Genomic DNA, 19,383 nt, shown 5'->3' on the forward strand with positions numbered 1-19,383 from the left:
CCTTTCCGACGGACGGCTTCACCCAGCGGTCAGGGGGCCCGAAACGGGGTCAGATCGCTTTCCTGCGGAAAGGGATCTGACCCCTGCTAATGCCGCACCCACCACAGCAGGCTCAGGCCGGCCAGCAGCACCAGCCCGCCGAAGCTGCGCAGGGCCGGGCTGGGCATGTCCAGCAGGCGTTCGGCCATGCGTTTCCAGGCGAACGGGGCGACGAACAGGAACAGGCCTTCCAGCACCGCCACCAGGCAGACGGCGGCGAACAGATCTTTCATGGGGGACTCCGGAAAAAGCACGGGGCCCGGCATCTGGCCGGGCCCCGTGGGGTACTGCCCTGCGACCTCAGCGGTCGTTCTTCAGGTACTGCAGGAACGGGTCGTTCTTGTCGAGCACGATCACGCCGTTGCCGTCGGTCATGGAGCCACGGTAGGCCTCCAGGCTGCGGTAGAACGCGTAGAACGACGGATCGGCCGAGCCGGCCTTGCCGTAGATGCGGGCCGCATCGGCATCGCCTTCACCGCGCAGGCGCTGTGCATCACGCTCGGCCTCGGCGATCAGCACGGTGCTGTCACGGTCTGCCTGGGCACGGATGGTCAGCGACTGCTCCTCGCCCTCTGCACGCAGCTTGGCCGCTTCCTGCTTGCGCTGGGCGCGCATGCGCTCGTACACGTCGTTGATCACCTGGCTGTCGGTCGGCAGGTCCACCTGCTTGATGCGCAGGTCGATCATCTGCATGCCCAGGCCGGCCACGGCTTCGTTGATCCCCTTCAGCTGCTCGGCGATCAGCTCGCTGCGGTCGCCGGAAACCAGCTGCTGCAGGGTGCGCGAGTTGATCTGGTTGCGCAGCGAGTCGGTGATGATCGGAGCCAGGCGGGCATTGGCAATGCGCGGATCGCCGCCGGTGGCGCGGAAGTAGTCACCCACGTTGGAGATGTAGCCGATGGCGAAGAAGTCGACGCTGACGTCCTTCTGCTCGGCGGTGAAGTAGCGCGCCGGCGCGGTGTCGAGCACCTGGAAGCGGCGGTCGAAGACCTTCACCGTTTCCACCACCGGCACCTTGAAGTGCAGGCCCGGCTTGATGTCCGAGCGCACCACCTTGCCCAGGTTCAGCACCATGGCGGTCTGGTCCTCACGGACCACGTACACCGAGCCGAGCAGGCCCAGCACCACCGCCACGATCACGGCGATCCAGATAGGACTTTTCATCGGCTGCCCTCCTCACGGCCGCTCGGTCGCCCGGTCGGGCGGCCCACCGGCCGGCCCGGATCACGGGAAGCTTCCACCGCTGCACCCGGCAGCGACGGCATCACCACGTCCGGGTTCGCCACTGCGGCCGGGGCCGACGTGCTGGGACGGGTGTCGCCGGTCATCGGCACGTAGATCAGCTGGCGGCCATCGCCCCCGATCACCTTGCGGTTCTCGCTCAGCACCTGCTGCACGGTCTCCAGCCACAGGCGCTTGCGGGTCACTTCCGGCGCGTCCTTGTACTGGGCCTGCAACAGGCTGAAGCGCTGCGCGTCACCCTCGGCCTTGGACACCACGGCCTGCTTGTAGCCTTCGGCGGTGGTACGGGCACGCGAGGCCTGGCCTCGGGCTTCCGGCACGACCTTGGCGGCGTAGGCCTGGGCTTCGTTGATCAGGCGCTCCTTGACCTGCTGGGCACCGTTGACCTCGTCGAAGGCCGGCTTCACTTCTTCCGGCGGACGGGCGTCCTGCAGGGTCAGGCCGGTCACGGTCAGGCCGGTCTTGAACGCCTTCAGCAGCGCCTGCAGGCGCTCCTCGGCAGCCACGGCCAGCGGGCCACGGTTGTTCAGTACCGCATTGAGGTCGGCGCGGCCGACTTCCTCGCGCACCGCGCTCTGCGCCGACTGCTCCAGCACCTGGTTGGCATCGACGGTGCCGAACAGGTACAGCTGCGGGTCGTCGATGCGGTACTGGACGTTCAGCGAGACGTTGACGATGTTCTCGTCGCGGGTCAGCACCGGCACCTGGATCGAGAAGGTCTTGATCTCGGTGGCGTTGACCTTGGTGACCGATTCGATCGGCCACGGCAGCTTGAAGTTCGGGCCGGGCTGCAGGATGCGCGAGAACTGGCCGAAGCGCAGCACCACGCCGCGCTGCTGTTCGCCGATCAGCTGGAAGCTGGAGAACAGCACCAGCAGCACCACGGCCGCCACCACCCAACGCACGATGCCGCCGTCGAACAGGTCCTTCAGCGGCCCGGGCAATCCGCCCCAGCCACCACCATTGCCACCGCCGCGCGACCCGAACGGCCCGCGTCGATTGTCCTCGGGGCCTTGTCCGCCCTTGTTGCCGCCGGGTGTATTCCAGGCCATGCACGCTCCATCAAGATGTGGGCTGCGGCGCGGGCCCTTCCCGCGGCGCCAGCCGTGAAACCATCACCGATCATACAAGATGGGGCGGATCGGCAGGATCGAAAGGGGGGCGACGGGGTAAGGTGGCGTTTTCCTCGAAGTCAGGCAACGCCGATGGCCCCCACCACCCCGTTCACCGCCTTCCGCATCGAAAACGACGACGCCGGCTACCGCAGCGGCCTGGCCCAGCTCAATGTCGACGACCTCAACCCCGGCCAGGTGCTGATCCGCGCCCACTGGTCCTCGGTCAACTACAAGGACGCCCTGGCCGGCACCGGCAAAGGGAAGATCCTGCGCCGCTTCCCGCTGGTGGGGGGTATCGACGTGGCCGGCACCGTGGTCGCCAGCACCGACCCGGACTGGCGTGAAGGTGACGCGGTGCTGGCCACCGGCTGCGGCCTCAGCGAGACCCGTGACGGCGGTTACAGCCAGTATGTGCGGCTGGAGTCGCGTGCGGTGATCGCCCAGCCGGCCGGGCTGAGCCCGCGTGAGGCGATGGTGCTGGGCACCGCCGGCTTCACGGCGGCGCTGGCGCTGCTGCGCATGCAGGACAACCGGCAGGCTCCGGAGCTCGGCCCGCTGGCAGTGACCGGTGCCAGCGGCGGTGTCGGTGCGCTGGCGCTGTCGATCTTCAGCCGTGCCGGCTACACCGTGCACGCGGTCAGCGGCAAGCCGGACCAGGCCGATTTCCTGCGCGGCATCGGTGCCAGCGAGGTGCTGCCGCGCGAGGCGTTGGCCGATACCGGACCACTGCAGTCGGCGCGCTTCGGCGGTGGCCTCGACAATGCCGGCGGCGGAATGCTGGCCAGCCTGCTGGCGCAGACCGTGCCCTACGGCAGCGTGGTCAGCGCCGGACTGGCAGCCAGCCCGGCGCTGGACATGACAGTGATGCCGTTCATCCTGCGCGGCGTATCGCTGCTGGGGGTCTCCTCGGCCAATGCGCCGCGCGGGCTGCGCGAGGAGGTGTGGGCGCGGCTGGGGGATGAGTGGAAGCCGCAGCAGCTGGACCGGATCTGCACCGCCGAGGTCGGCCTGGATGGCCTGCCGGCCGTGTTCGAGCGGATGCTGGGCGGTGGCTCGCTGGGGCGCACGGTGGTGCGGATCGACTGAACGTCGCAGGCAGGCGACGGACGGCAACCGCGCCCCTCCCGCCGGTAATGTGCCCGCACTACACTGCGGGCATTACATGGGGAACAACATGGCACGCATTCTGATCGTCGACGACTCACCGTCGCAGCTGTTGGGGATACAGCGCATCGTCGAGAAGCTCGGGCACCAGATCCTGACCGCCACCGATGGCGCCGCCGGGGTCGAAACCGCCAAGGCCGAGCTGCCCGACCTGGTCCTGATGGACGTGGTGATGCCCAACCTCAATGGCTTCCAGGCCACCCGCACCCTCGCCCGCGACGAGGCGACCCGGCATATCCCGGTGATCCTGGTCACCACCAAGGACCAGGACACCGATCGCATGTGGGGCATGCGCCAGGGCGCCAAGGCCTACATCACCAAGCCATTCTCGGAGGACGAGCTGTCCGAGGTGCTGGAGCGGGTGTTCGCCGGGCAGGGCTGAGGCTCGCCCCCGCAGGTGCCGACCTTGGTGGGCACGCTCTGAACGACCGCAAGGCGTGCGCACCAAGGTCCGCACCCACCAGTATCCATCTCAGATCGTCTCGCCGACGGCGCACGCCGCCGGCGCTCCTTCGGCCACTCAGATCGTCTCGCCGAAGGCCTTGGCCAGGTTCCGGTACGCCTTCTTCTGCGCCTCGTCGGTCGCGGCCGGGGCCACGATCTCGATTTCGACGATCTGGTCGCCGTCCGGGCTGCCCGGCAGGCCGCGGCCACGCAGGCGCAGTTTGCGGCCGGCATCGGAGTCGGCCGGGATCTTCAGCTCCACCGCACCGCCCAGGGTCGGCACGCTGATGCTGGTACCCAGCGCGGCCTGCCACGGCGTGACCGGCAACGTATAGAGGATGTTGCGGCCATCGACCTCGAACTGCGGGTGCGCGGCGTACTCCACTTCCAGCAGCAGGTTGCCGCCATGGTTGCCCTGCCCCGCCAGGCGGATCACCTGGCCCGGACGGATGCCCTTGGGCACGCGTACGTCCAGCTGCTTGCCGTTGACGGTGATGCGCAGGCTGTCACCGCTGTAGGCCGCTTCCAGCGGAACCGACAGCTTGGCGCGGGTGTCGCGGTTGGGCGCATGCCCCTGGCTGCTGAAGCCCGGCCCCGGACCAGCGCCGCCACCGCCACGCTGGCGCGCGAACAGGCTTTCGAAGAAGTCGCTGAAGCCGCCGTTGGGGCCACCGCCGCCGAACACTTCCTCGAAATTGAAACCACCGGCGCCGCCGTAGTTCGGCGGCACGTTGAACTCCTCGCCCGGGCGGTAGCCCTGTGCGCGCAGCTGGTCATATGCCGCCCGCTTCTCCGGATCGCGCAGTGCCTCGTAGGCCTCGTTGACCGCCTTGAACTTGTCTTCGGCCCCGGTCTCCTTGCTGACGTCCGGGTGGTACTTGCGTGCCAGCCGGCGGTAGGCCGTCTTGATCTCCGCCTCGCCCGCGCTTGGTTCCACCCCCAGGGTGGCGTAGTAATCCTTGAATTCCATCCAGCTACCTCGATTCGCTTCGGCCGCGCCGGTGGCGCCGCCCCGGGTTCATTCTACGCGCCGGCGATGCTACGCCGCCTCTCGTGCGGCCCCGGTGAGGCCGACTGATCCTGCGCAATGCGGCTGCCATCCCGATACCCCAGGCTGTGGCTGGAAGCCCCTGCCGCAAAGCCCGAAGATGGGGCCTGCACACGGGTTTTCCAATGTCTTGACGCCCCTGTCCCATCCGGCCCACTAGCCTGCCCCAGCAAGGAGTTCCCCATGACCATCCATGTCGGCGACCGCATTCCGGAAGTGACCCTCAAGCGCATCCGCGAGGGCATCGAAACGCTCGATACGCACTCGCTGTTCGACGCGCGCAAAGTGGTGCTGTTCTCCGTGCCCGGCGCGTTCACCCCGACCTGCTCGGCACGCCACCTGCCCGGGTACGTCGAGAAATTCCAGGCCTTCCGCCAGCGCGGCATCGACGTCTACTGCATGGCCGTCAACGATCCGTTCGTGATGAAGGCCTGGGCCGCCGACCAGAGCGTGCCCGACAGCCTGCTGATGCTGTCCGACGGCAATGCCGAACTGACCCGCGCCCTGGGCCTGGAGCTTGATGCCAGCGCGTCGGGCATGGGCATCCGCTCGCGCCGCTTCGCCCTGTACGTGGTTGACGGCGTGGTCCGGGCGACGTGGATCGAAGAGCCCGGCCAGTTCGAGGTGTCTTCGGCCGAGTACGTGCTGGAGCACCTGCCCACCTGATCTCCCACCGCAAAAGGAAACGGCCAGCCATGTCCAGCAAGCCAGCCAAAGCTCCCAAGCCCGCCGCCGGGGTTCCCGGCATCAGCGATCGCAAGAGCCTGCGCGAGCGCGCCAGGCGCAATATCGAGGACGGTGCGATCACCGACAGCTACAGCGCCGACCGCAAGGTGGTAATCAAGCTGCTCAACGACGCACTGGCCACCGAGTACGTGTGCGTACTGCGCTACTACCGGCATTACTTCATGGCCAAGGGCATGCTGGCCGACGCGGTCAAGGCCGAGTTCCTCGAGCATGCGCAGCAGGAACAGGCGCACGCCGGCAAGCTGGCCGAGCGCATCGTCCAGCTCGGCGGCGAACCCGACTTCAACCCGGATACGCTGACCGCGCGCTCGCATGCCGAATACAAGGAGGGCAGCGACCTGCGCGACATGGTGCGCGAGAACCTGGTGGCCGAACGCATCGCCATCGACAGCTACCGCGAGATGATCAACTTCATCGGCGACCGCGATACCACCACCAAGCGCATCCTCGAAGAGATCCTCGCGCAGGAAGAGGAACACGCCGACGAGTTTGCCGACCTGCTGGATGGGTGGATCGGGGAGTAGCGGCCCCGCATACACCTTGGTAGATGCCCACCTTGATGGGCGGATTCATCGCGTGCCAACCCAGGTTGGCACCTACCGGAGGACGTTGAACCGCACCTGCGTCCATGCGCCATCGGCTGCCAGTGCGGTCAGCGTGTGTGCACCCGGCTCGGCGAATTCGCGCTGCATCAACTGCGCACCGCGGGTCTGCGCGATCCAGCGGCCATCCAGCAACCAGTCCACCGCCTGCTCGCTGCCCAGTGCACGCAGCTGCAGGCGCACGCCATGCTCCGAATTCGGCGCGCGCGCCAAGGTAGCGCCATCATTGAGCCCGTCCACATGCAGCGCGACACTGGCTTCGCGCCCATCGTCGCGGCAGTCCGGCGACAACGCCGGCAGCTGCGAAGCCTCGCGCGTGGCCTTGGGCAGCCACGGTGACAACAACGCCGGCCAACGCGCGATCTCACGCGCGACTTCCTCATGTGGCGCGCGGCAATCAGCGGATACGCGCAGACCGGTCCGCGCGTCGGCCAGGTAACGCTGCCGCCCCGGTTGCCAGCGGCGTGCCTCACGCTCGGGGAAAGTCGGCGGTGCAGCGCCGTCCAGCAGATAGGCCGGCATCCGCCGCTGGCACAGCGCCGGCGACAGTCCTTCGGCGCGTTCGCCGGTGGGCCAGCAGATGTCCTCCTGGCTGACACTGCCCGGCATCGGTGCGGCCGCCGAATCGCCGCGCTGGCGCGGCAGGCTGTCGACCACTTCGAACATCAACGGCAGCGCCGTGACCGCGCCGTACTGGCCCGGCAATGGGGTGCCATCCGGCCGGCCCACCCACACGCCCACGGTGTAGTGGCGCGTGCTTCCGATCGCCCACGCATCGCGATAGCCATAGCTGGTGCCGGTTTTCCACGCCACGCGCGGGCGGCCACCAACATCGAAGGTGCCGACGCTGTAACCCGGGCGTGGGTTCGATTCCAGCATCTCGCGCACGATCCAGCTGGCGCCGGGCGAGGCCAGGCGCCGCTCGATCATCGGTTCGTCATCGGTGTAGCGCACGCGTCCGGCAATACCGTTGCGGTTGAGCGCGGCGAATGCGCCGACCAGATCTTCCAGCCGCGCTCCGGTACCGCCCAGGATCAGCGACAGGTTGGGCGTGCTTCCCGGGGGGAAGCGCAGCTGGATGCCGGAGTGCGACAGGCGCGCGGCGAAGCGCGCGGCCCCGACCCGTTGCAGCAGGTCCACCGAGGGCACGTTGAGCGACAGTCGCAATGCACTGGAGGCACCAATCGGCCCATTGAAGGCCATGTCGAAGTTGCCGGGGCGGTAGCTGCCGAAACTCTGCGGCGCATCGACCAGCAGGCTTTCCGAATGGATCAGGCCATCGTCCAGCGCCATCGCATACAGGAACGGCTTGAGCGTGGAGCCCGGCGACCGCCAGGCCTGCACCATGTCCACGTGGCCCAGCCGCTGGCGGTCACCGAACGCCAGGGTACCGACATAGGCACGCGCCTGCAGGGTCTGGTTGTCGACCACCAGCAAGGCGGCCGAGGTGCGTTCGGGCAGCGTCGAGAAATAGCTGGCCACGCGTTCTTCCAGCGTGCGTTGCAGGCCGATGTCGATGCTGCTGTGGATGCGTGCCTGGCCCGGGTGCGCCGAGTGCAGTCGCTGCGCCAGCAGTGCGGCATGCAATGGCGGCCGCAGCGAGCGCGCCACCACATTCTCGATGCGCGCGTCCTCCACCTCTTCCGGTGTCCACGCGCCCAGTTCGGCCATGCGTGACAGCACCTTGTCGCGTGCCTTCTGCGCGGCCTCCGGGTGACGATCCGGGCGCAGCCGGCTCGGCGCCTGTGGCAGGACCGCCAGCAACGCGGCTTCGGCATGCGACAGCTGCGCCGCCGGCTTGCCCAGGTAGGCCCAGCTGGCCGCTTCCACGCCTTCGATGGTGCCGCCGTAGGGCGCCCGCTCCAGATACAGGGCCAGGATCTGCTGCTTGCTCAGGTGCACTTCCAGCTGCACCGCGCGCAGCATCTGCTTGAGCTTGCCCCAGGGGGTACGCGTATGCGGGTCGAGGATGCGTGCGACCTGCATGGTCAGGGTCGAGCCACCGGACACGATGCGGCCACCGCGCAGCAGCTGGCCGCTGGCACGCAGGATCGCCAGCGGGTTGATGCCTGGATGCCGCCAGAACCAGCGGTCCTCGTAGGTCAGCAGTGCCTGCAGGTACAGCGGCGAGACGCTGTCGATCGATGCCGGATAGCGCCACACGCCCTCGGCATCGGCAAACGCGCGCAATGGCGTGCCGTCGGCAGCGACCACCAGGGTGCTGGTATCGCGCTGCTTCGGCAGCGGCGGCGGGAAGGCGAAATCCAGCGCCAGCAGCAGTGCCAGCGTGGCGGCCGTCCCCCAGCGCAGCCACGGCCACAGCGGCCGCAGCCGGCGGCGCAGGGCCGCCAGCCGGGTCGTCATCGTCTTCTTCATGGCCTGTTGCCAGCAGGACGGGCCGCGCCGTCGCGGCCCGTCCGCGCGGTCACGGCTGCACCACCGTGATCGTGGTCGGGTTGCTGCGGCCAACGCCACGCAGCTGTGGCCGGTACATGTCCTCCACCAGCGGTGGCGGCACCGAGTAGGTTCCCGGGGTCACCGCGCGCACCAGATAGAACACGTTGGCCTTGCTGCCGCGCGAGAGCTTCAGCGCGGCCACATAGCGGTCGTCGCGGAACTCTTCGTGCTTGGTGTCGGCAGCTTCACCGCGGTCGCTGATGGTGATGCCATCGACCACCACATCGGCCCACTGCTTGGCATCGCCCAGGTTGAAGTTCTCGATCTCCAGGCCCGCCGGCAGCAGGTCGGTCAGCAGTGCATCGGGCATCGTGGTGTCGGCGGTGACGGTGACGCGCACGATCAGTGCTTCGCCCTCCTTCAGCGGACGCGGCGACCACGGCTTGCCATCGGTGCTGTAGTAGCTGCGCTCGACGCCCAGCACGCTGTTGTCCGGCGCCGGCGCGCTGCGCGGGATGCCGGCCACGTCGATGCTGGCGAACATCGGCGGCTGCCCCTGCGGGGTGAAGCGCACGCCGCTGGCCAGCTCGCTGGCGCTGAAGTTGCGGCCGAACAGCTTGCGCTCGCCGATCGCTTCGGTCGTGCCGCCGATCACCAGTTCACCGGCCACCAGCGCCTTCTGGTTGGCGGCAAGGGCCTTGCCGAGGCGGGCGATGGCCACCTGCTCCTGCGTGCTCAGCCACATCCAGCCGGCGTTGCGGCGCGCATCCAGGCCACGCCCCAGATCGACCGCGCGGGCATCCCAGGCCGGCTTGGCAAGCTTGTTTTCGTGGGTCAACGCGATCATCAGCGCGTCATCGCGGATCGCACTGCCGTAGTCGCCGAAGTACGACGGGCGTTCGCTGCTGGACTTGGCGAAGGCCGCCGCCAGCGCGGCCTGGCCACGCTTGGCATCGCCCTGCAACGACAGCGCCACGCCCAGATGGACCAGCGACAGGCCGCCGACCGCCTTGCTGCGCTCGTTGTCGTACAGCGTACGCAGGGTACCCAGCGGCGCACGGTTGACCCGGGCCAGCACGTAGCCCGAATACGCCTGGTTGGCGAACTTCAGTTTCTCGCGATCCTCCTGCCCGTAGAACGGGTTGCCACCGGACAGCAGGTCTTCGCTGAGCCGGTTGAGTGCCTTCTGCAGCACGTTGTCCGGCACCGCGAAACCGGCGTCCTTGGCATCGAGCAGGAACTCGGTGATGTACGGGGTCAGCCACGGGTTCACATAGCCGTCGTCACCCCACATCGAGAAATTGCCATTGGCCACCTGCATCGATGCCAGGCGACCGAACGCGCCTTCCATGCGCTCGCGGCGGGTCTTGGCATCCAGGCCGTCGGCACCGAGCATCGACGATGTCGCCTGGTCCAGGATCAGCGCGGCGTAGCCCTTGCTGGTGGTCTGCTCGGCACAGCCATACGGGTAGTTCAGCGCGCCCTGCAGTGCACTGGCGAACGGAATCGGTGGCAGCGGGCTGACAAGCAGGCGGGCATTGACCGACTCGGACATCAGCCCATCGGTCAGGCTGTTGTCGAGGCTGACCGCCGCCAGCGGGTCGAGCGTGCGCACCTGCGAACGCAGCACCTGCGGCCACGCCGCACGCACCGGCAGGTCGTAGCGGCGATCAGCCTTGAAGCCGTTGCCGTCCACCCGCACGCGCACCTTGGCCACGCTGTGGCCCTCGCGCGCCGACAGCGGGAAGCTCAGCGTGGTCTTGGCATCGGCATTCAGCTGCACGCTGCGGCTGCCTTCACCGAGGCTCAACGGGCCCTCGGTGTCCACCTTCACGCTGAACTGGCCCGGCTTGCCGGTGAAGTTCTGCACGTCCAGGGTCACGGTGCTGCGGTCGCCCGGGGCCAGCACGCGTGGCATGCTGGCTTCGGCCAGGATCGGCGCGCGCACAATGGTTTCCACATCGCGCTTGCCGTACTGGTCATCGCTGTAGACCAGCGCCGACACGCGCAGCGTGCCGTTGAAGTCCGGCACCTTCAGGCGGATGCGGGCGTTGCCCTTGGCATCGAGCTGCACCGGGCCGGAGAACAGGTCCACGGTCTGCACGCGTGCCGTCGGGCGCTTGGCCTGCGGCAATGCCTGCAGCGCCATGTCACCACCGAACTTCAGCTTGCCGCTGCCACCATCAAAGCTCTCGATCACCCGGCTGTAGATGTCATAGGCATCGATGCCGAGGCGGCGCTGGGCGAAGAAATGCGCACCGGCGTCGGGCACCGGGAAACGGGTGATGTTGAGGATGCCTACGTCCACCGCCGAAACGGTAACGTGCGCCATCTTTCCGGCCAGCTGCGGTGCGCTGACCGTCACCGGCAGGTCCTGTTCCGGCCGCATCTGCTTGGGCGCGACCAGGCCGACGGCCACGGTGCGGCCCTTGCGGTCCATCGGCACGTGCACCACGCCTACGGCGCGGGCCGGGGTGATCTTGCTCGGCGCACTGCCGCCGCGGAACACCAGCGCGGTGATGTAGACGTCGTGGCGTTCCCAGTCGGCGGTGACCGGAATCTTGAAGGTCGAACCCGGCTTGGCCTCGATGTCCTGCACGTACAGCATGCGATCGGTCTCGACCATCAGGATGCCCTTGCCAGCATGCGGCGGGGTCACCGTCACTTCCAGGGTGTCGCCGGCCTTGTAGCTGGTCTTGTCCAGGCCCAGCTTGACCTTGTCCGGGCGCGCGTCCAGGCCGCGGTTGTCATCACCCCAGCTCCAGCCGGCGCGGAACGGATAGCGGCTGGTCAGGCCGGTGGACGGATCGAACACGTCCACCCGGTACTCCCCCCACTCCACCGGGAAATCGAAGGCAACCGCGCTGCTGCCGGCATCGACGGTGCGGGTTTCCTTGTTCTCGAAACGGCGGGTGAAATCGTAGTCCCAGCGGTTGTCGTTGAAGGTCCAGTGGTAGTCGCGCAGCTCACGCACCAGGGTGATCTTCAGGCCCTTGGCGGGCTGCGGCGTGCCGGCGGCATCCACGCGCATCAGTTCAAAACGTGCATTGCCGTTGGAATCGGCCCCATCGTCTGGGTTGAACAGCGGGCGCACGCCGACCAGCGCGTTGGCCGGCCACATCACCCGCTTCAAGGTGCGGGTGACCGTACGGCCACCGGTTTCATACAGGCTGCCGGACAGCACCACGGCAATGGGTGCCTTGGCCTTGGCCGCCTCTTCCGGCAACGCCACGTCCTCACGCAGCTGGCCATTGGCCGGCAGCGTGGTATCGATCACGTCCTTGGCTTCGCGCGGCAGCTGCAGGGTCGGGTCACCGAAGAAGTAGCCCGGCAGGCCGTCCACCGGCTTCTGCTCGGCGGCCACCGCCAGGCGCGCGGTGAAGCGGTTGCCATCGGCCGGCGCGCCGTACAGATAGGCACCATTGGCCTGCAGGCGCAGCTCCTCGCCCGGCTTCAGCGTCTTCTGCGCGCTGTCCAGGTCCAGCTTCATGCGCTCGGGCAGGAACTCCTCGATGCGCAGGGTCATGCCCTGGATCGCTTCCTTGCTGGCCGGATCGGTGCGGAACTCGACCTGCCAGCGCCCGGTCGGCGCTTCAGCGGGAATGACCTGCTCGAAGTTGATGTAGCCCTGCTCGCCCGGCTGCAGGCGGGTTTCGCGGAAGGTCTTGCCGTCGGGCTGCTTCAGGCGCAGGAACACCGGTTGCGCCTTGACCGGCTTGCCATCATTGTCGCGCAGCAGGGCGGACAGGCGCACGGTCTCGCCCGGGCGGTACAGGTCGCGCCCGGACCAGGCATAGACGTCGAACCAGGCGTTGTCACGTCCGGCCACTGCGAATTCGCTCAGGTCCAGCGCCGGCTGGTTGAACGGCAGGAAGCTGGTGTCCTTGCCAGTGCTGGCGACCAGCACGTGGGTGGCATCCAGGGTGTAGTTCAGCAGCGCGTTGCCATTGCCGTCGGTGCTGCCCTTAAGCACCACCTCGCCCTTGGCGTCGAGCACGCGCAGGTCGATGCCCTTCAGCGGCGCACCGTCCTTGAGGCCGGCGGTGTGCACGAACAGCTTGTCCTTGTAGGCGCGGGTATGCAGGCCGATGTCGCTGACCGAGAAGAACGCGGTATCGAACTCGCCTTCGTAGTCACCGGTGCGCTTGAGCAGGGCGAAGTACAGGCCCGGCTCCTGCAGTTCCTTGATGTCCTGGGTCGGCAGGTAGGTCAGCACCCGCTCGTTCTTCTTGCCGCCGAGGATGAAGCGGTTGACGTAGACCGGCTCGGCCAGCTTGTTGATCGGGCTGCGCTCGTAGTCGCTGCTCAACTCCCAGCTGCCGCGGCGGCCACCGCGCTGGTACTGGCTGAAGAAGGTCGGCAGGTCCTTCTCGCGCACGCGCAGGAACTCGACGTCGACCTCCGGTACGTTCACCGAGACCACCGGCAAGCCGCGGCTGTCCTTGGCCGGCAGCACGCTGCCCTGCGAAGCGAAACCGACCACCGGCTTCAGCTCGCCGCTGAACACCTTCTGCTTCAGCTCCTTGCCGAGGCGGCTGCCATCGGCCGCCAGCAGGTCGGGCGAAACCACCAGGCTGAACTCCTTGCCGGCCTCGACGAACGGATAGCGCAGGGTCAGGCCGTCATCGGACAGGGTCCAGCTGCTGTCGTCGGTGCCGACCTTCTCCTCGAAGCGCACCAGCTTGTCGAAGTCCTGGGTACCGACCAGCGGCCGCGAGAATTCCAGCGCAAGCGACAGGCCGTCATTCTTCTGGTCCGGGTAAGCGCGCAGCAGGGTGAATTCCTTCACCTGCTCGGCCTGGGTGGTGATCGCCTCACCACTGGCCTTGGGCAGCTGCCCGCTGTCGTTGCGGCAACCGGCCAAGCCCAGCAACAGGCCTCCTGCCAGTACCGCCGCCGCCCATCCCCACCGCTTCCGCCGTGCCGGACCGCTCATGTCGTCACTCCTTGATCGAGGCAGCCATTATAGGCAGGCCGCGTCAAGGCGTTGACACCCCGGCGGTCGGAAAGCCGGTCCCGCCCGGGACCTGGTTGCCGCCAACCTTGGTTGGCGCCCCCCCCATGCCAACCAAGGTTGGCATCCACCAGAGCGGCCTCACCCCGGCAGGTACAGGTCCACGTAGTCGGTCACCGGCATTGCCGCCAGCGCCACCGGGTCCAGCGATGCGGCCAGGATGCGCTGCTGCTGGGCGGTCGGGAAACGGTGGGCCAGGTGCCGGCGGAACTTGTCCATCAGCAGCGGAATGCCTTCCTCGCGGCGTCGAGCGTGGCCGAGCGGGTACTCCACCAGTACCTCCGGCAGTTCGGTGCCATCAGCGAAGCGCACGCTCAGGCCGTTGGCGATGCTGCGCTTGTCCGGGTCCAGGTAGTCGGCGCTGAGCTGCGGATCCTCATGGCAGGCCATCTTCGCGCGCAGTGCGTCGATGCGTGGATCCGCCGCCACGTCGTCCTCATAGTCCTCGGCCACCAGCCGCCCATGCAGCAGCGCGATGGCGACCATGTACTGCACGCAGTGGTCGCGGTCGGCCGGGTTGTGCAGCGGCCCCTGCTTGTCGATGATGCGGATGCAGGCTTCCTGGGTCCGGATCGCGATGTGCGCGATGTCCTCGACCCGCCGTCCCAGCGCACGCAGCTGCTGGTGCAGCGCGATCGCTGCCTCCACCGCGGTCTGGCCGTGGAACTCGGCCGGATAGCTGATCTTGAACAGCACGTTCTCCATCACGTAGCTGCCCAGCGGTCGCCCCAGCGTCAGCCTCTGGCCATGCATGGACACCGCCTCGAAGCCCCAGGTCGGCGCGCTCAGCACGCTGGGATAGCCCATCTCGCCACTGGCCGCCATCAGCGCCAGGCGCACGCCACGGCTGGTGGCGTCGCCGGCCGCCCAGCTCTTGCGCGAACCGGTGTTGGGCGCATGCCGGTAGGTGCGCAGCGCCTGGCCATCGACCCAGGCCAGCGACAGCGCATTGAGCATGCGTTCGCGATCCAGGCCAAGCAGCTGCGCTACTACTGCGGTAGTAGCCACCTTGACCAGCACCACGTGATCCAGCCCGACCCGGTTGAAGGAATTCTGCAGGGCCAGCACGCCCTGGATCTCGTGTGCCTTGATCATCGCCAGCAGCACGTCATGCAGGGTCGGCGCTGGGCGGCGCATAGCCTGTGCGTTGCGCCCCAGCCAATCGCACACGGCAAGAATGCCGCCCAGGTTGTCCGACGGATGGCCCCATTCGGCGGCCAGCCAGGTGTCGTTGAAATCCAGCCAGCGCACCATCGCGCCCAGGTTGAAGGCCGCCTGCACCGGGTCCAGCTCGTAGTGCGTACCCGGCACGCGCGCACCGTTGACCACGCTGATGCCCGGCACCAGAGGACCGAGCAGCTTGCTGCAGGCCGGGAAGGACAGCGCTTCCAAACCGCAGCCCAGCGTGTCAAGCAGGCAGTGGTGCGCGGTCTGGAACGCCAGGGGTGAGTCGATGCGCGCGTCGCGCACGTAGTCGACGATGTCCACCAACAGCGCATCCCACGCTGCACGCTCGTTGGAGGGGGGGCGGCTGTCAGACATCGTCGATCTCCTCGTTGCGGTGCACGGTTGCCCGTGCACCATGCCAACCAGGGTTGGCAGCTACCAAAGCAATCGGTCTCTGCGGCTTGGTAGTCGCCAACCCTGGTTGGCGACTACCAATGCATCATTCGGCCGGCACCCGCACCTTGCCTTCCATCAGCACGCGGGCGCTGCGGCTCATGATGGCCTTGGTCACCGTCCACTGGCCGTCAACGCGCCCGGCCTGGGCGCCCACGCGGAGCGTGCCGGAGGGGTGACCAAAGGTCACCGCTTCGCGTTCACCACCGCCGGCCGCGCGATTGACCAGCGTGCCCGGAATCGCCGCCGCGGTGCCGATCGCCACGGCGGCGGTGCCCATCATCGCGTGGTGCAGCTTGCCCATCGACAGCGCACGCGCGTTCAGATCGATGGCCGAGGCCGCAATGGCCTTGCCACTGGACGACACGTAATCCTGTGCAGGTGCCACGAAGGCGACCTTCGGCGTGTGCTGGCGGGTCGCCGCGTCTTCCAGTTTCGAGATCAGGCCCATGCGCAGCGCGCCGTGCGCGCGGATGGCCTCGAACTTCTGCAGGGCCGCCTTGTCCTCGTTGATCGCCGGCTGCAGCTCGGTACCGGTGTAACCCAGATCCGCCGCATTGAGGAAGATGGTCGGAATGCCGGCGGTGATCATCGTCACCTCGAAGCTGCCCACGCCGGGGACATCAAGGGTGTCCACCAGATTGCCGGTCGGGAACATCGCGCCAGCATCGCCGTCATCGGAGGGATCGATGAATTCCAGCTGGATCTCGGCGGCGGGGAAGGTCACGCCATCCAGCTCGAAATCGCCGGTCTCCTGCACTTCGCCATCGCGCATCGGCACGTGGGCGATGATGGTCTTGCCGATGTTGGCCTGCCAGATGCGCACGGTGCACAGGCCGTCGCGCGGCACGCGGGCCGGATCGATCAGGCCATTGGCAATCGCGAACGGGCCCACCGCGGTGCTGAGATTGCCGCAGTTCCCGCTCCAGTCGACGAAGGCGGTGTCGATGGACACTTGGCCATACAGGTAATCCACATCGTGATCCGGCACCGAGGCGGTGGAAATGATCACGCACTTGCTGGTACTGGAGGTGGCGCCGCCCATGCCGTCGGTCTGCTTGCCATACGGATCGGGCGAGCCGATCACGCGCATCAGCAGTGCGTCGCGTGCGGCACCCGGCACCTGCGCCGCTCCGGGCAGGTCCTGCAGGCGGAAGAACACGCCCTTGCTGGTGCCGCCGCGCATGTAGGTGGCGGGAATACGGAGTTGCGGGAGGAAGGTCATGGATGTGTTCCTTGCAAAGAATGACGGCCCGTTGCCGGGCCGTCGGATGTCTCACGCCACCTTGGCGCCTTCCAGGAAGTCCTGGGCGAAGCGCTGCAGCACGCCACCGGCTTCGTAGATCGCCACTTCCTCGTCGCTGTCCAGGCGGCAGGTGACCGGCACCCTCACGTCCTGGCCGTCGCGGCGGTGGATGACCAGGGTCAGGTCGGCACGCGGGGTGCGCTCGCCGACCACGTCGAAGGTCTCGGTGCCGTCGATGCCCAGGGTCAGGCGGGTGGTGCCGGGCTTGAACTCCAGCGGCAGCACGCCCATGCCGATCAGGTTGGTGCGGTGGATGCGTTCAAAGCCTTCGGCCACGATCGCTTCCACGCCCGCCAGACGCACGCCCTTGGCCGCCCAGTCACGCGAGCTGCCCTGGCCGTAGTCCGCGCCGGCAATGATGATCAGCGGCTGCTTGCGGTCCATGTAGGTCTCGATCGCTTCCCACATGCGCATCACCTTGCCTTCCGGCTCCACGCGCGCCAGCGAACCCTGCTTCACGCTGCCGTCGTCGTTGCGCACCATCTCGTTGAACAGCTTCGGGTTGGCGAAGGTGGCGCGCTGCGCGGTCAGGTGGTCACCGCGGTGGGTGGCGTAGGAATTGAAGTCCTCTTCCGGCAGGCCCATCTTCGCCAGGTATTCACCGGCGGCACTGGACGCCAGGATCGCGTTGGACGGCGACAGGTGGTCGGTGGTGATGTTGTCCGGCAGCACCGCCAGCGCGCGCATGCCAGACAGCGTGCGCTCACCGGCCAGTGCGCCCTCCCAGTACGGCGGACGGCGGATGTAGGTGCTCTGCGGGCGCCAGTCATACAGCGGGCTGACCGCCGCGCCATGCTCCACGCGCACGTTGAACATCGGGTTGTAGACCTTGCGGAACTGCTCAGGCTTCACCGAAGCCTTCACCACCGCATCGATCTCGGCGTCACTCGGCCAGATATCCTTCAGGCGCACGTCGTTGCCATCGGCATCCACGCCCAGCACGTCCTTCTCGATGTCGAAGCGCACGGTGCCGGCGATGGCATAGGCGATCACCAGCGGCGGCGAGGCCAGGAAGGCCTGCTTCGCATACGGGTGGATGCGGCCATCGAAGTTGCGGTTGCCCGACAGCACGGCGGTGGAATACAGGTCGCGATCGATGATCTCCTGCTGGATCGCCGGATCCAGCGCGCCACTCATGCCGTTGCAGGTGGTGCAGGCGAAGGCGACGATACCGAAGCCGAGCTTTTCCAGATCCGGCAGCAGGCCAGCTTCTTCCAGGTACAACTGCACCGCCTTCGAGCCCGGCGCCAGTGACGACTTCACCCAGGGCTTGCGCAGCAGGCCGCGTTCATTGGCCTTGCGCGCCAGCAGGCCGGCGGCGATCACGTTGCGCGGATTGGAGGTATTGGTGCAGCTGGTGATGGCGGCAATGATCACCGCGCCATCAGGCATCAGGCCCTGCGCCTGCTCGGCCTTGCCCGCTTCCAGCTTGGCTTCGTCGGCAATGCCGCGCTCGGCCAGTTCGGCCACCGGCAGGCGGCGATGCGGATTGCTCGGGCCAGCCATGTTGCGCACCACGCTGGACAGGTCGAAGCGCAGCACGCGCTCGTACTGCGCGGTGGCCAGGTCGTCGGCCCACAGGCCAGTGGTACGCGCGTAGTTCTCCACCAGCGCCACCTGCGATTCCTCGCGGCCGGTCAGGCGCAGGTAATCGATGGTCTGCCCGTCGATGTAGAACATCGCGGCGGTCGCGCCGTACTCCGGGCACATGTTGGAGATGGTGGCGCGGTCACCGATGGTCAGTGCCGCGGCACCCTCGCCGAAGAATTCAAGATATGCACCGACCACGCGCTCCTTGCGCAGGAACTCGGTCAGCGCCAGTACCACATCGGTGGCGGTGATGCCCGGCTGCGGCCTGCCGGTCAGCTCGACACCAATGATGTCCGGCAGGCGCATCCACGACGCGCGGCCCAGCATCACGTTCTCCGCCTCCAGGCCGCCGACACCAATCGCGATCACGCCCAGCGCATCCACGTGCGGGGTATGGCTGTCGGTACCCACGCAGGTATCCGGGAAGGCCACGCCGTCCTGCACGTAGACCACCGGCGACATCTTCTCCAGGTTGATCTGGTGCATGATGCCGTTGCCCGGCGGAATCACGTCCACGTTCTGGAACGCCAGCTTGGTCCAGTCGATGAAGTGGAAACGGTCTTCGTTGCGGCGATCTTCGATGGCGCGGTTCTTCTCGAACGCCTGCGGGTCGTAGCCACCGCACTCCACCGCCAGCGAATGGTCGACGATCAGCTGCACCGGCACCACCGGATTGACCTTGGCCGGGTCACCGCCCTTGTCGGCGATCGCATCACGCAGGCCGGCCAGGTCGACCAGTGCGGTCTGGCCGAGGATGTCGTGGCACACCACGCGCGCCGGGAACCACGGGAAGTCGAGGTCCCGGCGGCGCTCGATCAGCTGCTTCAGCGAATCGCCGAGCGTGGCCGGATCGCAGCGGCGCACCAGGTTCTCGGCCAGCACGCGCGAGGTGTACGGCAGGGTGGCGTAGGCGCCGGGCTGGATCGCATCGACGGCGGCGCGCGCGTCGAAATAATCCAGCGCGCTGCCGGGGAGGTTCTTGCGGTAATCGGTATTCATGGGCTGGCGGAGTGCTTGGGGCGGGCCGGGTGCCGGCGGTGCGGCGGCGAAAGCAT

13 protein-coding genes are annotated in these 19,383 nt (G+C 67.6%); 4 read left to right on the forward strand and 9 right to left on the reverse strand.

Annotated features, from left to right (window positions below):
* Positions 1–86 precede the first annotated feature (86 nt).
* The 3 genes from V3B30_RS17110 to hflK all read right to left on the reverse strand — a co-directional run bounded on the left by V3B30_RS17110 (position 87) and on the right by hflK (position 2,333).
* Positions 87–272, reverse strand: a complete 186-nt coding sequence (locus V3B30_RS17110) for a DUF2065 family protein (RefSeq protein ID WP_180866219.1) — start codon at positions 270–272, stop codon at positions 87–89.
* Positions 273–339: 67 nt separating this feature from the next.
* Positions 340–1,203, reverse strand: a complete 864-nt coding sequence (locus tag V3B30_RS17115; protein ID WP_010482785.1) for a protease modulator HflC — start codon at positions 1,201–1,203, stop codon at positions 340–342.
* Positions 1,200–2,333, reverse strand: a complete 1,134-nt coding sequence (hflK, locus tag V3B30_RS17120; RefSeq protein ID WP_100473597.1) for an FtsH protease activity modulator HflK — start codon at positions 2,331–2,333, stop codon at positions 1,200–1,202. Before hflK ends, V3B30_RS17115 begins: the two co-directional genes overlap by 4 nt.
* Before the next feature lie 153 nt (positions 2,334–2,486).
* On the opposite strand from hflK, the gene V3B30_RS17125 reads away from it, so the two are divergent.
* Both V3B30_RS17125 and pilH read left to right on the forward strand, forming a co-directional pair.
* The gene (locus tag V3B30_RS17125; RefSeq protein ID WP_262082838.1) at positions 2,487–3,482 is read left to right on the forward strand and encodes a YhdH/YhfP family quinone oxidoreductase; all 996 of its coding nucleotides are present in this window, start codon (positions 2,487–2,489) and stop codon (positions 3,480–3,482) included.
* Positions 3,483–3,570: 88 nt separating this feature from the next.
* Entirely contained in the window at positions 3,571–3,942 is a 372-nt protein-coding gene (gene pilH, locus V3B30_RS17130; protein ID WP_005410644.1) for a twitching motility response regulator PilH, read from the forward strand.
* 138 nt (positions 3,943–4,080) lie between these two features.
* Here pilH and V3B30_RS17135 read toward each other — a convergent pair whose 3' ends face one another.
* Positions 4,081–4,974: a DnaJ C-terminal domain-containing protein gene (locus V3B30_RS17135; RefSeq protein WP_100473599.1), complete on the reverse strand. Its 894-nt coding sequence runs from the start codon at positions 4,972–4,974 to the stop codon at positions 4,081–4,083.
* 261 nt (positions 4,975–5,235) lie between these two features.
* On the opposite strand from V3B30_RS17135, the gene V3B30_RS17140 reads away from it, so the two are divergent.
* The gene (locus tag V3B30_RS17140; RefSeq protein ID WP_100473600.1) at positions 5,236–5,718 is read left to right on the forward strand and encodes a peroxiredoxin; all 483 of its coding nucleotides are present in this window, start codon (positions 5,236–5,238) and stop codon (positions 5,716–5,718) included.
* A gap of 29 nt (positions 5,719–5,747) precedes the next feature.
* The gene (locus tag V3B30_RS17145) at positions 5,748–6,323 is read left to right on the forward strand and encodes a ferritin-like domain-containing protein (protein ID WP_100473601.1); all 576 of its coding nucleotides are present in this window, start codon (positions 5,748–5,750) and stop codon (positions 6,321–6,323) included.
* A gap of 72 nt (positions 6,324–6,395) precedes the next feature.
* Here V3B30_RS17145 and pbpC read toward each other — a convergent pair whose 3' ends face one another.
* From pbpC to acnD, 5 genes are all read right to left on the reverse strand, one after another.
* Positions 6,396–8,777, reverse strand: a complete 2,382-nt coding sequence (pbpC, locus tag V3B30_RS17150) for a penicillin-binding protein 1C (protein ID WP_262082839.1) — start codon at positions 8,775–8,777, stop codon at positions 6,396–6,398.
* A 49-nt stretch (positions 8,778–8,826) separates the two neighbouring features.
* Positions 8,827–13,734, reverse strand: a complete 4,908-nt coding sequence (locus V3B30_RS17155) for an alpha-2-macroglobulin (protein ID WP_262082840.1) — start codon at positions 13,732–13,734, stop codon at positions 8,827–8,829.
* A 159-nt stretch (positions 13,735–13,893) separates the two neighbouring features.
* Positions 13,894–15,354 (reverse strand): bifunctional 2-methylcitrate dehydratase/aconitate hydratase, encoded by a 1,461-nt coding sequence (locus V3B30_RS17160; RefSeq protein WP_262082841.1) that lies wholly within the window; start codon positions 15,352–15,354, stop codon positions 13,894–13,896.
* 124 nt (positions 15,355–15,478) lie between these two features.
* A complete protein-coding gene (prpF, locus tag V3B30_RS17165; RefSeq protein WP_262082842.1) occupies positions 15,479–16,657 on the reverse strand; it encodes a 2-methylaconitate cis-trans isomerase PrpF in 1,179 nt (392 codons plus the stop codon).
* A gap of 51 nt (positions 16,658–16,708) precedes the next feature.
* Positions 16,709–19,327, reverse strand: coding sequence for a Fe/S-dependent 2-methylisocitrate dehydratase AcnD (gene acnD, locus V3B30_RS17170; RefSeq protein ID WP_262082843.1), 2,619 nt, complete (start codon positions 19,325–19,327; stop codon positions 16,709–16,711).
* Positions 19,328–19,383: the final 56 nt, after the last annotated feature.

It is taken from the genome of Stenotrophomonas sp. SMYL41, assembly GCF_036319965.1.
In the GTDB taxonomy this organism is placed as follows: Bacteria; Pseudomonadota; Gammaproteobacteria; order Xanthomonadales; family Xanthomonadaceae; genus Stenotrophomonas; species Stenotrophomonas maltophilia_R.

Coding starts and splice junctions, on each gene's coding strand:
- V3B30_RS17155 (WP_262082840.1), bottom strand. CDS start 13,734: ATGAGCGGTCCGGCACGGCGGAAGCGGTGGGGATGGGCGGCGGCGGTA.
- V3B30_RS17110 (WP_180866219.1), bottom strand. CDS start 272: ATGAAAGATCTGTTCGCCGCCGTCTGCCTGGTGGCGGTGCTGGAAGGC.
- pilH (WP_005410644.1), top strand. CDS start 3,571: ATGGCACGCATTCTGATCGTCGACGACTCACCGTCGCAGCTGTTGGGG.
- V3B30_RS17140 (WP_100473600.1), top strand. CDS start 5,236: ATGACCATCCATGTCGGCGACCGCATTCCGGAAGTGACCCTCAAGCGC.
- V3B30_RS17115 (WP_010482785.1), bottom strand. CDS start 1,203: ATGAAAAGTCCTATCTGGATCGCCGTGATCGTGGCGGTGGTGCTGGGC.
- V3B30_RS17135 (WP_100473599.1), bottom strand. CDS start 4,974: ATGGAATTCAAGGATTACTACGCCACCCTGGGGGTGGAACCAAGCGCG.
- hflK (WP_100473597.1), bottom strand. CDS start 2,333: ATGGCCTGGAATACACCCGGCGGCAACAAGGGCGGACAAGGCCCCGAG.
- V3B30_RS17160 (WP_262082841.1), bottom strand. CDS start 15,354: ATGTCTGACAGCCGCCCCCCCTCCAACGAGCGTGCAGCGTGGGATGCG.
- acnD (WP_262082843.1), bottom strand. CDS start 19,327: ATGAATACCGATTACCGCAAGAACCTCCCCGGCAGCGCGCTGGATTAT.
- V3B30_RS17145 (WP_100473601.1), top strand. CDS start 5,748: ATGTCCAGCAAGCCAGCCAAAGCTCCCAAGCCCGCCGCCGGGGTTCCC.
- pbpC (WP_262082839.1), bottom strand. CDS start 8,777: ATGAAGAAGACGATGACGACCCGGCTGGCGGCCCTGCGCCGCCGGCTG.
- V3B30_RS17125 (WP_262082838.1), top strand. CDS start 2,487: ATGGCCCCCACCACCCCGTTCACCGCCTTCCGCATCGAAAACGACGAC.
- prpF (WP_262082842.1), bottom strand. CDS start 16,657: ATGACCTTCCTCCCGCAACTCCGTATTCCCGCCACCTACATGCGCGGC.